Origin of the sequence: Alloalcanivorax gelatiniphagus, assembly GCF_005938655.1 — a bacterium.
Lineage (GTDB): Bacteria > Pseudomonadota > Gammaproteobacteria > Pseudomonadales > Alcanivoracaceae > Alloalcanivorax > Alloalcanivorax gelatiniphagus.
In genome coordinates, this window is sequence record NZ_VCQT01000020.1 from 130,724 (window position 1) to 146,179 (window position 15,456).

The 15,456-nt window shown below is 64.6% G+C and carries 11 protein-coding genes and 3 tRNA genes; 12 read left to right on the forward strand and 2 right to left on the reverse strand.

Annotated features, from left to right (window positions below; genetic code table 11):
- Positions 1–20: 20 nt before the first annotated feature.
- The 4 genes from FGS76_RS05240 to FGS76_RS05255 all read left to right on the forward strand — a co-directional run bounded on the left by FGS76_RS05240 (position 21) and on the right by FGS76_RS05255 (position 1,077).
- Positions 21–96, forward strand: a tRNA-Gly gene (locus FGS76_RS05240).
- A 70-nt stretch (positions 97–166) separates the two neighbouring features.
- A tRNA-Cys gene (locus FGS76_RS05245) sits at positions 167–240 on the forward strand.
- Between the two features lie 46 nt (positions 241–286).
- A tRNA-Leu gene (locus FGS76_RS05250) sits at positions 287–373 on the forward strand.
- Positions 374–444: 71 nt separating this feature from the next.
- Positions 445–1,077, forward strand: coding sequence for a TetR/AcrR family transcriptional regulator (locus tag FGS76_RS05255; RefSeq protein WP_138771573.1), 633 nt, complete (start codon positions 445–447; stop codon positions 1,075–1,077).
- A 15-nt stretch (positions 1,078–1,092) separates the two neighbouring features.
- On the opposite strand, the gene FGS76_RS05260 is transcribed toward FGS76_RS05255, so the two are convergent.
- A complete protein-coding gene (locus FGS76_RS05260; RefSeq protein ID WP_138771574.1) occupies positions 1,093–3,024 on the reverse strand; it encodes a TRAP transporter permease in 1,932 nt (643 codons plus the stop codon).
- A gap of 22 nt (positions 3,025–3,046) precedes the next feature.
- Positions 3,047–4,240: a TAXI family TRAP transporter solute-binding subunit gene (locus tag FGS76_RS05265; RefSeq protein WP_138771575.1), complete on the reverse strand. Its 1,194-nt coding sequence runs from the start codon at positions 4,238–4,240 to the stop codon at positions 3,047–3,049.
- A gap of 301 nt (positions 4,241–4,541) precedes the next feature.
- Here FGS76_RS05265 and FGS76_RS05270 point away from each other — a divergent pair, with 301 nt between their 5' ends.
- The 8 genes from FGS76_RS05270 (at position 4,542) to FGS76_RS05305 (ending at position 15,445) form a co-directional block, all read left to right on the forward strand.
- A complete protein-coding gene (locus FGS76_RS05270) occupies positions 4,542–6,299 on the forward strand; it encodes a class I adenylate-forming enzyme family protein (RefSeq protein ID WP_205717186.1) in 1,758 nt (585 codons plus the stop codon).
- Between the two features lie 4 nt (positions 6,300–6,303).
- Positions 6,304–7,563, forward strand: a complete 1,260-nt coding sequence (locus FGS76_RS05275; protein ID WP_240692425.1) for an acyl-CoA dehydrogenase family protein — start codon at positions 6,304–6,306, stop codon at positions 7,561–7,563.
- 19 nt (positions 7,564–7,582) lie between these two features.
- The gene (locus FGS76_RS05280; RefSeq protein WP_138771576.1) at positions 7,583–8,371 is read left to right on the forward strand and encodes an SDR family NAD(P)-dependent oxidoreductase; all 789 of its coding nucleotides are present in this window, start codon (positions 7,583–7,585) and stop codon (positions 8,369–8,371) included.
- A gap of 260 nt (positions 8,372–8,631) precedes the next feature.
- A complete protein-coding gene (locus FGS76_RS05285; RefSeq protein ID WP_138771577.1) occupies positions 8,632–12,303 on the forward strand; it encodes a response regulator in 3,672 nt (1,223 codons plus the stop codon).
- 14 nt (positions 12,304–12,317) lie between these two features.
- Positions 12,318–13,181 carry a CheR family methyltransferase gene (locus tag FGS76_RS05290; RefSeq protein ID WP_240692426.1) on the forward strand — a complete coding sequence of 288 codons (864 nt, stop codon included), beginning with the start codon at positions 12,318–12,320 and terminating at the stop codon, positions 13,179–13,181.
- Positions 13,182–13,195: 14 nt separating this feature from the next.
- The gene (locus tag FGS76_RS05295) at positions 13,196–13,666 is read left to right on the forward strand and encodes a response regulator (RefSeq protein ID WP_138771579.1); all 471 of its coding nucleotides are present in this window, start codon (positions 13,196–13,198) and stop codon (positions 13,664–13,666) included.
- A gap of 32 nt (positions 13,667–13,698) precedes the next feature.
- On the forward strand, positions 13,699–14,331 hold the full coding sequence (locus FGS76_RS05300; RefSeq protein WP_138771580.1) for a chemotaxis protein CheB: 633 nt from the start codon (positions 13,699–13,701) through the stop codon (positions 14,329–14,331).
- A complete protein-coding gene (locus FGS76_RS05305) occupies positions 14,324–15,445 on the forward strand; it encodes a response regulator (RefSeq protein ID WP_138771581.1) in 1,122 nt (373 codons plus the stop codon). Before FGS76_RS05300 ends, FGS76_RS05305 begins: the two co-directional genes overlap by 8 nt.
- Positions 15,446–15,456: the final 11 nt, after the last annotated feature.

Genomic DNA, 15,456 nt, shown 5'->3' on the forward strand with positions numbered 1-15,456 from the left:
GACCTTCAAGCGTGGACAAAGCGGGAATAGCTCAGTTGGTAGAGCACAACCTTGCCAAGGTTGGGGTCGCGAGTTCGAATCTCGTTTCCCGCTCCAGTTTTAGAATCAGCTCCAGGATTCAAAAGAACCTCGGTTCATACCGGGGTTTTTTATTCCCCAGGTTAACGGCGCGGTGGCAGAGTGGTTATGCAGCGGACTGCAACTCCGTGTACGCCGGTTCGATTCCGACCCGCGCCTCCATTTCCGCTTCACCGGGCCGCGTTACACAGGTAGCCTTTCCTGTTACGCGGGTATGGTGAAACTGGTAGACACAAGAGACTTAAAATCTCTCGGCCTTACGGCCGTGCCGGTTCGATTCCGGCTACCCGCACCATCTTCCAAGCCGCCAGCGAGACGTTCCCTTCCCGGGGAAAGTGACCCGTGGCGGCGATCAGGCGGGGCGGCATGAAAGAAGAAAAACTGACCGAAGCGGTGGTCGGCAAGGTCCAGGACGCGGCGCTCACCGAGGCGCGCCTGGAACAAATCTGCGACGCGGCGCTGGAGCTGTTTCTGGAAAAGGGCTTCGCGTCCACCACCATCCGCGATATCTGTGCCCGTTCCGGGGTCAATCAGGCCAGCATCTACGACTACATCGCCAACAAGAACGACATCCTCCGTCGTTTGCTCAATCGTCTCTGGTTCGAACACGATGTGCCGTCCCTGGCGGAACGTCTGAACCGGCAGGGCGAGCGGGCTCTCACCGACATCATCGCCGACTATCTGAAGGAAACCTGGAGCCACAAACGCCAGGGCACGCTGCTGGTGTACCGCTCGGTGCCGTACCTGCAGGCCGACGACCGCCGCGCCATGCGCGCCCGGGACGAGGCGGTGATCGCCACCCTGGCCGAGCGGTTGCGGGAACGGGCGGGGCTGCCGGAGCAGGACCGCCGCCCGGAAGTGATGGCCAACCTGATTATCTTTATTTCCGCCTTCGCGCCGATGCGCGACTGGCTGGGCCGTGATATCGACGATGAGCTGATGCTGAGGACCGTGGCGGCCGGGGTGGCCGCCATGATCGAGGAACTGGCGCGCGGCTGAAGCGCCGCGCCCCGCTCAGCCGGTTTGCACCATCGGTTGCCGGCGGTTGTCCCACCACACCAGGGCGGCCAGCAGCAGCGACAGCACGCCGCCGATCACCGTGCTCAGCAACGACGGGAAGCTGAAGATAAAGCCCGCCACCACCAGCCCCGGCCGCCACCAGCGGCGCACCCGGCCCGCCCCCAGCAGCCAGCCTTCCAGACCACCGGAGATCAGCACGATGCCGGCGACGATGGACGGCAGGATGTACACCAGCGGCGTCAGATCCCCCTGCAGCACCAGCGCCGGCTGGAACAGGAAGAACAGCGGCACGAAGTAGATCACCACGCCCAGCCGCATGGCGGTGAAGCAGGTGCGCATGGGGCTGCTGCCGGCGATGGTGCCGGCCAGGAAGGCGGCGGTGCCCACCGGTGGCGTGATCACCGACAGCATGGCGTAGTAGACGATAAAGAAGTGCACCGCCACGGTGTTGAGACCGCCCACCTCGATGATCGCCGGGGCCAGGGTCACCGCCAGGAAGATATAGGCGACGATGGCCAACCCGGCCATGCCCATGATGAAGCAGGCCAGCACGCCGAAGAACAGAATCAGGTAGAGGTTGTCACCGCCCAGGGCGATCAGGCCGGAGGTCACCGAACCGGTCACCCCGGTGATGGTCAGGGCGCTGACCACGAACGCCACCGGCAGGATAATGGCGGCGGTCTGGGTCACCAGGAAGCCGATCTGGCGCAGCGCCTCGAACAGCTTCACCGGAGTCAGGCGGGTGTCCTTCTGCAGATAGGAGAGCGCCACGATCAGCGCCGCCGCGTACCAGGGCGCGTAGTATTCCCAGCGCATGTACAGCAGCCCCCAAACCAGGAAGGACAGCACCAGCAGGAATGGCCAGCCGCGCTTCAACACGCCCTTCATGGACGGCAGCTCTTCTTTCCTGAGCCCCTTGATGCCGGTCTTGGCCGCGTAGGCGTCCACCTGCAGCAGCAGGCCGAAATAGAACAGCAATGAAGGGATCACCGCCGCCAGCAGCACGGTGGCATAGCCCACGCCGATGGTGATCGCCATGACGAAGGCGATGGCGCCCATCACCGGTGGCATCACCACGCCGCCGGTGGAGGCACAGGCTTCGATGGCGCCGGCGTAGTGGGGCGGGTAACCGGACTTTTTCATGGCCGGAATGGTGATCGAGCCGGTGCCGGCGATGTTGGAGAAGATCGAACCGGACAGGCTGCCGAAGAAGCCGCTGGCGACGATCGCCACCTTGGCGGGGCCGCCCCGGTGGCGGCCGAACCCGGCATTGGCCAGATCGATAAAGAACTGGCCGGCGCCGGTGGCGATCAGCACCCCGGCGAACACCAGGAAGCCGAGAATGATCTCCGCCACGATCTTGGTGGTGATCCCCATCATCCCCTCGGCGCGGAAGATATGGGCGTCGATCATCCGGTTGAAGTCGTAGGGAATGCCCATCAGCAGGCCCGGGAAGCGGTCCGCCACCAGCGGGTAGCTGCCCAGCAGGGCCACCACCAGCAGGAACGGCAGGCCGCCGCTGCGCCGCGCCAGCTCCATCATCAGCAACCAGATCACCACCGCGCTGGGCACATGGGCCCAGCCGCTCTGCACCATGTCCCAGGCGTGCAGGGAGTAGTAGAAGCTGATGCCAATGGCCACCGCCGCCGCCGCCAGGTCATAGACCGGAATATGCTGTTGGCCCTTGTAGGCGGGCAGGGCGATAAAGGCGGCGGCCACGAACAAGCCGATGAAGATCCAGTAATACTGGCCCTCCAGCAGCCTCTGGCCGTCCCAGGTGAAACCGAACACATAGGCCAGGCCGGTGATCAGGCCGGCGCTACAGAGCACCACGAACAGGATGCTCTGCCAGGAGAACAGCTCGCCCAGGCGACTGATCGCCGGCTGCGGTGCCGCCTCCTCGACGGTGGAAACGGAAGTGTTCATAACGGAGGGCTCCGCTGCGGTGTCAGATCCTGGAGCGGAAGCCGTCCAGCCCGTCGGTGTGCTTGTCCTGGATCTCCAGGAACGCCGGGTTCTGGAAGTCCACCTTGACCCCGGCTTCGCGGGCTTCTTCCACGGCGGCGCGGCGGGCGGCGATCCAGCGATCCATCTTTTCCATGGCCTGCTGGTTGTTTTGCTCGTCCTGTTCGCTCCATTCGCCGATTTCACGCAGGTATTTCACCGTGCCTTCGTGCACCGGCAGGGGAGTGCGGTCCAGGTAGGAGCGGAACTGGGTCAGGGACATGCGCGCCGCCAGCGGGTGCTTGCCCTGGTACTGGTCGTAGGCCTGGTGCATCCATTTCGACAGGTTGTAGATCAGCGCCGGGTCGGCGTCGGCGGGCACGGTATAGAGGAAGTTGGAGGTGGCGCCCTGCACGCCCCGGGCGGAGTCCACGCCCTGGTCGATGGTGGTGGGCACCAGCATCGGCCGGTGTTGCAGGTAGCGCTGCCAGCCCTCGGTGTTGCTCTGTTCCATGGGCAGCCAGCGAATACCGCCGGGGGCGCCTTCCATTTCCGATACCACCGCGCTGATGGTGGCGCAGTAGGCCACGTCGGCCTTGCCTTCCACCACCGAGCGGCAGTTTTCCGCGTAGCTGCTGGCCGGCACGAACTGGAAGTGCTGTTCGGTTTGCGCCTCGGACAGGCCCAGGAAAGCGGGCAGGGCCTCGCGCACCGCCACCGTCATCGGCGGTGAGAACATGCCCTGGGCCACCCGGTGCTTGCCCTCTTTCAGATCGTCCAGGGATTGCAGGTCGGAATCGCCGGCCACCACATAACCCCAGGGCGAATCGTTGTGGTGCCAGACAATCCGCTGGGGCGCCGGCACGGTATTGATATAGCCGCCCACCCCTTCCACCTGGAAGCGCATCTCGGCGGCGGTCACCGAACTGATGGCGATGTCCTTGCGCTGGGTGAGGCGCCGGTAGCGCATGGTTTCACTGTCCTCGGGGACGATGCGCACCACCGTTCCCCGGTCCTTCTGCAAAAGCGGTGCCCAGGCATTGGTGGAGATAAAACTCCCGGAGGAGGTGCCCGGGGTGCCGATCACCAGCAGCCGGGGCCACTCAAACGACGATTCGGCGGCCATGGCCGAGGCCGACATCAGCAGGGCACCGCCGAAGGCGCCGGCCAGGGTCCGCTTCAAGGTAATTTTGTTCATCGAATGCTCCTTGTTTTTGTGATTCTGTCGGATGTTTTTCCAGAAAAACGAAACAGTCTTTCGATACTGACATTTGTCAGGCTAAAGCCGGGTTTCAATCCTCGCAACCACTAAAATCGTTTTCTTAAATCAAACAACTTGGTTGTTATTTTAAGGGTGGAAGGTCCGGCGAAGGGGGCGGCGGCGGCGAACTTGACACCCTGTCGCGGGCCGCTTAGCTTAACTTCCTGACAACTGTCAGTCGTCGCCAGCGCCAGCGACACCGCCTAGCCGGGCGGATAACCACCGGGAGAATAACAATATGGGCCCAGGCCAGGATGACCGTGCCACGGCGCCGTCAGGCACCGGCTCACCAATGAGCTTCGAGGCGGCCGCGGAACATCTGCTCGCCACCGAACCCCGTTTCGCCTTGGGCGAGGCCACCGTGCGTGGCCAGCGCTATAAGGTATTTCGTAACACACCATTCCATTTACGTGATCTGCTCCGCGATAGCGCCGCCGCCTTCGACGGCCACGATCTGCTGGTCTACGAGCAGGAACGCTGGGACCACCGGGCCTTCAGCGCCGAGGTGTGCGCCCTGGCCGATGCCCTGCAAAGGGAGCTGGGGGTGCGCCCCGGCGAGCGGGTGGCCCTGGCCATGCGCAACTACCCGGAGCTGCCGATTCTGATCCTGGCGGTGGCCGCCGTGGGCGCGGTGGCGGTGCCCATGAATGCCTGGTGGGGCGAGCAGGAGCTGGCGTTCGCGGTGGAGGATTGCGGTGCCCGGCTGTTGTTCGCCGACCGCGCCCGCCGCGAGCTGGCACGGGGCTTCGCCGGGCGGCTCGGGGTCACGGTGGTGGCGGTGCGGGACGCGGTGGCGGAGCCCGGTGACCAGCATTACACCGCGCTGCGCCAGTCCGGTGACGGCGCCGGCTGGCCGGACATCGCCATCGATACCGATGACGACGCGGTGGTGCTGTATTCCTCCGGCTCCACCGGCCACCCCAAGGGCGTGCAGCTGACCCATCGCGGCATGATCTCGGCGGTGTATTCCCAGGCCATGGTGCATGCCATGGCCGGGCTGATGAATCCGCCGGCGGCGCCGGTGACCCGGCGGCCGTCGGCGTTGATCGTTACGCCCCTGTTTCACGTGACCGCCCTCAACGCCAGCTTTCTCCAGGGGCTGGTGGCCGGCGCCACCATGACGCTGATGTACAAGTGGGACCCGGACCAGGCGGTGCGCCTGATCGAGCGCGAGCAGGTAACCCGCTTCGTGGGCGTGCCCACCCAGTCGGCGGAACTGCTGGCCGCCGCCCGCCGCCAGGGCGCCTCCCTGTCCAGCCTGGCCTATATCGGCGCCGGCGGCGCCAAGCGCCCGGCGGCCCAGGTGGGCGAGCTGGCGCGGGCCTTTCCCGACGCCAATGTGGGCACCGGCTGGGGGATGACCGAAACCAATGCCCTGGGCATCGTGCTGTCCGGCCCGGACTACCTGGCCCACCCGGATGCCGCCGGCCGCCTCAATCCGCCGCTGCAGGAGATGCGCGTGGTGGACGAGCACGGCGAGCCGCTGCCGCCGGGACAGGTGGGCGAACTGGCGGTGCGCAGCGCGGCCAATATGCGCGGCTACCTGAACCAGCCGGACGCCACCGCCGAGACCCTGCGCGACGGCTGGCTGCTCACCGGCGACCTGGTGCGGGTGGAGGAAGACGGCCTGGTGTACATCGTCGACCGTCGCAAGAGCATTATTCTGCGCGGTGGCGAGAACGTCTCCTGCCTGGAGGTGGAAGGCGCGCTGCACCACCATCCGGCGGTGGCCGAGGCCGGCGTCTTCCCGGTGCCCGATGAGCGGCTGGGGGAGGCGGTGGGCGCCGCCATTTACCCCCATGCCGGCGCCACCGTGGACGTGGCGGAACTGACCGCGTTTCTGGGCGAACGGCTGGCCCGGTTCAAGATTCCCGATCATATCTGGGTGCTGACGGGGCCTTTGCCGCGCGGCGCCACCGACAAAATCGACCGGCGGGCCCTGCGCGCCGCCTGTCTTGAGGACGGCCGGTCGGCCGTATTGCACGCAAAGGAGTAGAACGTTGAAAGCACTGGACAACGATACCGCGATGAACAACCTGGCCATGTCCGAGGACGCGCGGCCGCTGCTCGACGCGGTGATCAAGCATATCCGCGACAACGTGGACCCGATCACCGAGGAATTCCACCGTCTGGGCGAGGGCAGGGCGGAGCGTTTCAGCTACGCGCCCGGGCAGCTGGAGCTGCTGGAAGAAGCGAAGGACAAAGCCAAGGCCAATGGTCTGTGGAACTTCTTCCTGCCCAACGCGGAAACCGGCGAAGGCCTCTCCAACCTGGACTACGCCTACATCGCCTTCGAGCTGGGCAAGAATCCGCTGGCCTCCCAGACCCTGAACTGCTCGGCGCCGGACACCGGCAACATGGAAGTGCTGGAGCGTGTCGGCACCCCGGAGCAGAAAGAAAAATGGCTCAAGCCGCTGCTCAATGGCGAGATCCGTTCCTGCTTCGGCATGACCGAACCCAAGGTGGCTTCCTCCGACGCGCGCAACATTGAAACCAGCGCGGTGCTGGACGGCGACGACTGGGTGATCAACGGCGAGAAATACTACATCAGCGGCGCCGGCGACCCGCGCTGCAAGATCATGATCTGCATGGTCAAGACCAGCCCGGACGCGGAACCGTTCCGCCAGCAGTCGCAGATTCTGGTGCCCATGGATACCCCCGGGGTCCAGGTGCTCGGCCCGATGCGGGTGTTCGGCCATGACCACGCCCCCCACGGCCACATGCACATCAAGCTCGACAATGTGCGGGTGCCGAAGGACAACATCCTGTGGGGCGAAGGCCGCGGCTTCGAGATCTCCCAGGTGCGCCTGGGCCCGGGCCGCATTCACCACTGCATGCGCTCCATCGGCGCCGCCGAAAAAGCGCTGGATCTGGTGCTTGAGCGCGGCATGGAACGGGAAGCGTTCGGCAAGCGTATCATCGACCTGGGCAAGAACATGGAACTGGTGGGCCGCGCCCGCATCGAGATCGAAGCGATGCGCATGATGGTGCTGAAGGCCGCTCGCGCCATGGACGTGCTGGGCAACAAGGAAGCGCGCATCTGGGTTTCCATGGCCAAGGCCATGGTGCCGGAGAAGGTCTGCCAGATCATCGACCAGGCGATCCAGATCCACGGCGCCACCGGTGTCAGCCAATGGTCGCCGCTGTCCGAGATGTACATGCAGCAACGCACCCTGCGTCTCGCCGATGGCCCGGACGAAGTGCACCACAACGTGGTGGCCCGCAACGAAGTGAATCGCTACCGGCAAACCGCCGGCTGATCACGCCAGGGAGTCGCTCATGGATATCAAGGATCGCATCGTCGTGATCACCGGCGCCGCCGGCGGCATCGGCCGGGCGCTGGCGGTGGCCTGCGCCGAAGCCGGCGCCCGCGCGGTGGTGTGCGCGGACCTGGACGGGGAGGGCGCCAGCGCCACCGCCGACCAGGTCACGGCGGCCGGCGCGCGGGGCGTGGGCCGCGCGGTCAACGTGGCCCGGGAGGAAGAGCTGCAAGCGTTGATCGACGACACCGAGGACCAGGTCGGCCCCATCGATCTGTTCTGCTCCAACGCCGGCATCTCCATCCCCGGCGGCCCGGAGGTGGACAACGACGGCTGGCAGCGCATCTGGGACATCAACGTGATGGCCCATGTGTTCGCCGCCCGCCATCTGGCGCCGCGCATGATCGCCCGTGGCGGCGGTTACTTCCTCAACACCGCCTCGGCGGCGGGCCTGCTGTCCCAGGTGGGCTCCGCCCCCTATGCGGTGACCAAGCACGCCGCCGTGGGCCTGGCCGAATGGCTGGCGCTGACCTACGGCGACGACGGCATCAAGGTGTCGGTGCTGTGTCCCCAGGCGGTGCGCACCAACATGACCAAGGGCAAGGAAGACCACGTGGCCAGCGTGGACGGCATGATGGAGCCGGAACCGGTGGCCCGCGCCTGCCTGGAGGCGATCGCCGAGGAAACCTTCCTGGTGCTGCCCCATGCCCAGGTACTGCAATACATGCGCAACAAAACCGAAAATTACGACCGCTGGATCGGCGGCATGCGCAAGCTCAACCGGCGTTTCAATCCCAAGGCGGATTGATTCACCGTTTATCGCGGCTAAAGCCGCTCCTACGGGGGCATCCGGTCTCGGTAGGAGCGGCTTCAGCCGCGATCCCTCCCCAAACATTCGCAGTGACCCGCTTCACAGTCTCGTCGTGACCGCCTTCCCGAATGGCACTTCCCCTTTATAATCCGAAAGTTGCGCCTGTCGTGATACTTTTGTCCGATGCCGAAACCGGCACCGGTGGCGGGCGACAACCATAATAAAAGCGCCGGGGGCGCGATCATGGGGATGCTTTGATGAGCGGGTTGAACAATCTGTCCGTGCGGCTGAAGATTCTGTCCGTGGCGGCGCTGGGGGTGTTCCTCTTCCTGGCTTATTTTCTTTACAGCTATTACATCGCGGAAACCAATATCCACCACCTGCAGCGGGTGGAGCAGCACGATTTTCCGGTGCTGGAGCTGGTCAACGCCAACAACGTGGAGTTCCGCAGCATCAGCGCCGCCTTCGACGGCGCCATCAACCGGGTGGACGGGGAGGCCCTGGCCAAGGCCCGCCAGCGCTCCGACCTGTTCCTGGAGCGGCTCGGCGACATCGAGCGGCTGGACCCGGCCCTGGGCGCCCAGGTGGACAACCTGCGCGCCACCTTCCTGGACTATTTCAGCAGCGCCGACGCACTGGCCCACGACCTGATCGAGGACCCGGTGGCGATGCTGGACGGCTTCGACCGCATCCAGGCCATGAACGCGCTGCGCGACGACTACGAGCAGGCCCACGACACCTTCGAGGCGGACCGCTACAGCAGTTTCCGCGCCACCCTCAATGCCAGCCGCGAGGACAACAAGAGCACCCAGATGATCGGCCTGGTGCTGGGCGCCATCGCTTTCACCCTGCTGGGGTTCATCGCGCTGCGCGTGACCCGCGCCATCACCCGGCCCCTGGAGGACGCGGTGAGCGCCGCCGACAGCATCGCCGGCGGCAACTGGGACACCGAGATCCGCAGCGACAGCCGCGACGAAACCGGCCATCTGATCCGCGCCATCCGCAAGATGCGCGACGCCCTGAAGGCGCGCACCGAGGAACAGCAGCGCCAGGAGCGGATCAAGAACCAGCTGGCGGAACTGAACGCGCTGATGCGCGGCGAGATGACCCTGGAGCAGCTGGGCCGCAACCTGCTTGGCTATCTGGTGCCGGCCCTGGAGGCCCAGGTGGGCGCTTTCTATACCTGGGACGAGGACAGCGCCCGGGTCAGGCTGAGCAGCGCCTATGCCATGCAACGCCGCAAACACATGGCCAACGAGTTCGCCCTGGGCGAATCCCTGGTCGGCCAGTGCGCCCTGGAAAAGCAGAGCATCGTGCTGGAGGAAGTGCCGGAGGACTACATGATCGTGGGTTCCGGCACCGGCCAGGCGGTGCCGCGTAATGTGGTGGTGCTGCCGGTATTGCACGACGGCGAACTGAAGGGCGTGCTGGAGGTGGGCGCCTTCGAACGCTTTGGCGACCAGGCGCTGGCGTTCCTGGAGCAGGGCGCCGCGGTGATCGGGGTGGCGCTGCACAGTGCCCAGAGCCGGGTGCGGCTGGCGGCCATGCTGGAGCGCACCCGCGAGCAGGCCACCGCGTTGCAGGAGCAGAAGGAGGAGATGGCCCGGGTCAACCAGGACCTGGAAGAACAGGCCATGGAGCTGTCCGCCTCGGAGTCCCGCCTGCAACAGCAACAGGAAGAATTGCGCGCCATCAACGAGGAACTGGAATCGCAGACCCAGGCCCTGCGCGCCTCGGAGGAATCCCTGCAGGCCCAGCAGGAGGAACTGCGCGTCACCAACGAGGAACTGGAGGCCCAGGCCAAACTGCTCGGTGAGCAGAAAACCGAAATGGCCGACAAGAACCAGGAGCTGGAGCTGCTGCACCGGGAACTGGAAGACAAGCTCAAGGAACTGGAATTGTCGTCCCGCTACAAATCCCAGTTCCTGTCCACCATGTCCCATGAGCTGCGCACGCCGCTCAACTCGATTCTGATTCTGTCCAACGCCCTGGGCCAGAACAAAAAAGGCAATCTGGACGAGAAGCAGGTGGAGCACGCCCAGGTGATCCATTCCGCCGGCGCCGACCTGCTGTCGCTGATCAACGACATCCTCGATATCTCCAAGATCGAGGAGGGCAAGATGGACGTGGTGGTGGACCCCATCGCCCCGTCGGAACTGGGCGACCACTTCCGCCGGCATTTCTCCCATGTGGCGGAAAACCGGGGCGTGGAATTTCGGGTGGCCCTGGGCGGCGACCTGCCGGCCAACTTCTACACCGACCGCCAGCGGCTGGAACAGATCATCAAGAACCTGCTGTCCAACGCCCTCAAGTTCACCGACGACGGCTCGGTGACCCTGGGCATCCACCGTCCCCTGGCGGACGAGCGGGTACCGGGGCGGCTGGACCGGGCCAGCACCCTGAAATTCTCGGTCACCGACACCGGCGTGGGCATCCCCGAGGACAAACAGAAACTGATCTTCGAGGCGTTCCAGCAGGCCGACGGCACCACCAGCCGCAAGTACGGCGGCACCGGGCTGGGCCTGACCATCTCCCGGGAACTGGCGCGGCTGCTGGGCGGCGAAATCGGCCTGCACAGCGACGGCCCGGGGCAGGGCGCCACCTTTACCCTGTATCTGCCGGAAGGGTCGGCGGAGCAGGCGCGCGCCGATGGCGAGGCGGACCTGGGCGTGGACATGGACGTGGGCGCCAACGCCGAGGCCCACACCGCGCCCAACCTGCCGTTCCAGACAACCGACGATGACTATGTGGTCCGCGAGAAAACCGTGCTGGTGGTGGAGGACGACCGGGAATTCGCCAATGTGCTGGTGGACCTGGCCGCCGACTATGGTCTGGAAAGCCGCATCTGCAACGACGGCGAAAGCGGTCTGGAATACGCCCGCCGCCACCGGCCCAGCGCCATTATTCTCGACATCGGCCTGCCCGGCATGGACGGCTGGGAAGTGATGGAGAAACTCAAAGCGGACCCGCGCACCCAGGACATTCCGGTGCACTTTCTGTCCGGCAAGGACGAACGCAACAAAGCGCTGGAACTGGGCGCCATCGATTTCCTGGCCAAGCCGGTGAACCAGGAACAGATACTCAAGGCGTTCGCCAAGATCGAAACCGCCATTGAAACCAATGTGCGCCGGCTGCTGGTGGTGGAGGACAGCGAGATCCAGCACCAGAGCATCCGCGAGTTGTTCGACCAGAAAGGGGTGCGGATCACCGCCGTGACCAGCGGCGCCGAGGCCCTGGCGGCCCTGGGCGAGACCGTCTTCGATTGCATGATCCTGGACCTGACGCTGCCGGACATGAGCGGTTTCGAGCTGCTGGAGCGACTGCACGCCAATGATCAGTACGAGGCGGTGCCGGTGGTGATCTACACCGGCAAGGACCTGACCCGGGACGAGGAAGCGCGGCTGCGCAAATACGCCGACCGCATCATCCTCAAGACCGAGCGCTCCCATGAACGGCTGCTCAACGAGGCGTCCCTGTTCCTGCACTGGCTGGAATCCACGCTGCCGTCCCACCGGCGCGGCAACCCGGAGATGATCGAGCACCGCGACGACATCTTCGAGGGCAAGAAGCTGCTGCTGGTGGACGACGATATGCGCAACATCTATGCGCTTTCCGCCCAGTTGGAGGAGCTGGGTTTCGAGATCAGCATCGCCAACAACGGCCGGGAGGCCCTGGATGCACTCAACGAAAGCCCGGACTACGACATCGTGCTGATGGACATCATGATGCCGGAAATGGACGGCTATGAAGCCATGGGCCATATCCGCCAGCAGCCGCGATTCGCGGCGCTGCCGATCCTGGCGCTCACCGCCAAGGCGATGAAGGACGACCGCGCCAAATGCCTGGACGCCGGCGCCAACGACTACTGCTCCAAACCCATCGACATGAGCAAGCTGACCTCGCTGTTGCGGGTGTGGCTGCACAAATGAACGGAGACCCGGCCGTGGCTACGGACCCGTCGATCAGCGATGATCAGGTGCACCTGGAAGACATTGAAATCCGCCTGCTGCTGGAGGCCATCTACCAGCTCTACGGCTACGATTTCCGTTCCTACAGCCAGGCCTCGATCCGCCGCCGGGTGATGCACCGGCTGACCATGTCCGGCTTCGCCACGGTGATGCAGATGACCGACCGGGTGCTGCGCGACCGGCAGTTCTTCGTCACCCTGCTCAACGACCTCACCGTCAACGTCACCGAGATGTACCGGGACCCGGAGTTCTACAAGGCGTTCCGCGAAGAGGTGGTGCCGGTGCTGAAGACCTTTCCGTTTATCAAGATCTGGCACGCGGGCTGCGCCACCGGCGAGGAAATCTACTCCATGGCCATCCTGCTGGAAGAGGAGGGCCTGTACGACCGGGCCATGCTCTATGCCACCGACATCGACAAGAACGTGCTGGCGGCGGCCCGCAAGGGCATCTATCCGATCCACGCCTTCAAACAATACGCGGACAACTACCGGCGCGCCGGCGGCCGCCGCTCGCTCAGCGACTACGCCACCGCCCGCTACGACAGCGTGATCATGGAGCAGTGCCTGAAGCGCAATATCGTGTTCGCCGACCACGACCTGGCCACCGACCAGGTGTTCGGAGAAATGCATGTGATACTCTGCCGCAACGTTCTCATCTATTTCGACCGCACGCTGCAACAGCGGGTATTTCGCCTGTTTGGCGAGAGCCTGGACCTGGGCGGTTTCCTGTGTCTCGGTACCAAGGAGAGCCTGCGTTTCTGCGGTGACGAGGATGCCTTCGAGGTGGTCAACAAAGCGATGCGGATTTTCCGCAAGCGTCAACTGCGTCATAACGCCTGAGTTCGAGAAAAATCATGATCGAGCAGAAACTGTTGCTGGTCGATGACCAGCCCGCCAATCTGGTCTCCCTGGAGGCCATTCTGGAAGACCAAGGGCGAACCCTGTTGAAGGCCGAGTCCGGCCAGGACGCGCTGAAAATTCTGCTGAAGGAGGACATTTCCCTGGTGCTGCTGGATGTGCAGATGCCGGGCATGGACGGTTTCGAGGTGGCCGAACTGATGCGCCAGCGCAAGGACACCCAGACCATACCGATTATCTTCGTCACCGCCATCAGCAAGGAAAAGAAGTACGTCTTCAAGGGCTACCAGGCGGGGGCGGTGGATTATCTGTTCAAGCCGCTGGACCCGCTGATCCTCAAGAGCAAGGTGAACTTCTTCCTGCAGCTGGACCGCCAGCGCCGGGAACTGCAGGCCAAGCTCAAGGAAGCCCAGGCCCACCGCGCCGCCTACGAGGCGGAAAAACGCAACCGGGGAGGGCAGGAATGAATCCGCGGTCCCCGTGGCGGCGGTGAACGGCCATGGCCAGGCCGATCAAGATGGTGGTGATGGGCGCCTCCTGGGGCGGACTGAACGCCTACTCGCGTATTCTTTCCAGCTTGCCGGAGGGGCTGCCCGCCGCCATCATGTTGGTCCAGCATCAGAACGCCAGCGCCGACAACCGGCTGGCCTGGTTGCTGTCGCGCTACTGCCGCCCGCCGGTGGTGGCGCCGAACGATAAGGAAACGATCCGGGCCGGCCATATCTACGTGGCGCCACCGGGTTATCACATGCTGGTCAACGGGGACCATACCGTCGCCTTGACCGTTTATCGGCCGGTGCATTTTTCCAGGCCGTCGATTGATGAACTGTTCTTCTCCGCGGGCCATGTATATGGCGACCAGACCCTGGGCGTGGTGCTGACCGGCGCCAATGAGGACGGCTCCGCCGGGCTGGATTACATCCGCCGGCGCGGCGGCCGCACCCTGGTGCAGTCACCGCAAAGCAGCGAAGCGCCGGCCATGCCGGAGGCGGCCATCGCCCTGGGCGCCGCCGCTGAGGTGCTGGATCTGGAGCGGATCGGGCCCTGGCTGGTGGAAAGTCTGACAAAAAATCAGTCAGAAGATCAGGTGGCAAGACAAGTGAACAGCGGGGTTGGCTTGCGCAATGATTAAGCAGAATATCCTGGTCGTCGATGACCACCGGGAAAACCTGATCGCCATGGAAGCGTTGCTGGAGGGGGAGGGCCGCCAGCTGATCATGGCGCAATCCGGCAACGAAGCCCTGGCCCTGGCCCTGAAGCACGATTTCGCGCTGGTTTTGCTGGACGTGCAGATGCCCGAGATGGATGGCTTCGAGGTGGCGCGGCTGATGCGCCAGAACCGCAAGACCCGCCATATCCCGATCATTTTCGTCACCGCCATTTCCAAGGAACGGACCTTCGTGTTCCAGGGGTATCAAGCCGGCGCGGTGGACTATTTGTTCAAGCCCGTGGATGAACAGATCCTCGACGCCAAGGTCAATGTATTCCTGCAACTGGACCGGCAACGTCGCAAATTGCAGCAGGCGGTGGTACAGATGAAGCGTCTCAAGGACGAGAACGAGCGCCTGCTGCACGCCCTGGGCGAGGCGGTGATCGGCACCGACGCGGACGGCCTGGTGAGCTTCAGCAATGCCTCGGCGGCGGCGCTGCTCAATAGCGACCGGGACGCGCTGCTGGGCCAGCCGGTGAGCGCCCTGCTGGCGCAAGGGGACAGCCCGGCCTGGTGCGGACCGTTGCCGCCGCCGTGCGCCGAAGGCCGGCACTGGGAGGGCAGCCTGGACCTGTATCCGGATGGTCATGAACAGCCGTTACCCTTGCTCGTCCATGCCAACCCGGTACGACGTGAGTGCGGCGCCTTCACCGGCGTGGTATTCATGTTGCGACGCCGGGACGAGGAGGGCGCCGGCGACGGCCGCCGGGAGCGCCGTGGCCAGCCGCGCAAGCGCATGTTCCATGAACTGGTGGTGTTCGATCGCGGCACCGGTGGTAATGTGGGCAGGCTGATCAACCTGAGCGTTGGCGGCTTCAAATTATTGCTGCGCCGCGACGTGGCGCCGGGGGAGCAGCTGGAGCTGGGCATGGTGTTGCCGGACCAGATCGGTGGCGTCAATACCATGAGCTTCAACGCCCGGGTGGTATGGAGCGAGGGCCTGGACGAACCGGGCGAATACCACGCCGGCTTCCAGTTTCTGGAGCTCTCCGACGCCAATGGCGAGATAATAGAAATACTTATGGAACGGTATTGAAGGATATTGAG

Bases quoted from the DNA above. Each gene is read 5' to 3' on its own strand.
- FGS76_RS05300 (WP_138771580.1), top strand. From the start codon at position 13,699: ATGGCCAGGCCGATCAAGATGGTGGTGATGGGCGCCTCCTGGGGCGGA.
- FGS76_RS05285 (WP_138771577.1), top strand. From the start codon at position 8,632: ATGAGCGGGTTGAACAATCTGTCCGTGCGGCTGAAGATTCTGTCCGTG.
- FGS76_RS05255 (WP_138771573.1), top strand. From the start codon at position 445: ATGAAAGAAGAAAAACTGACCGAAGCGGTGGTCGGCAAGGTCCAGGAC.
- FGS76_RS05280 (WP_138771576.1), top strand. From the start codon at position 7,583: ATGGATATCAAGGATCGCATCGTCGTGATCACCGGCGCCGCCGGCGGC.
- FGS76_RS05305 (WP_138771581.1), top strand. From the start codon at position 14,324: ATGATTAAGCAGAATATCCTGGTCGTCGATGACCACCGGGAAAACCTG.
- FGS76_RS05270 (WP_205717186.1), top strand. From the start codon at position 4,542: ATGGGCCCAGGCCAGGATGACCGTGCCACGGCGCCGTCAGGCACCGGC.
- FGS76_RS05260 (WP_138771574.1), bottom strand. From the start codon at position 3,024: ATGAACACTTCCGTTTCCACCGTCGAGGAGGCGGCACCGCAGCCGGCG.
- FGS76_RS05295 (WP_138771579.1), top strand. From the start codon at position 13,196: ATGATCGAGCAGAAACTGTTGCTGGTCGATGACCAGCCCGCCAATCTG.
- FGS76_RS05265 (WP_138771575.1), bottom strand. From the start codon at position 4,240: ATGAACAAAATTACCTTGAAGCGGACCCTGGCCGGCGCCTTCGGCGGT.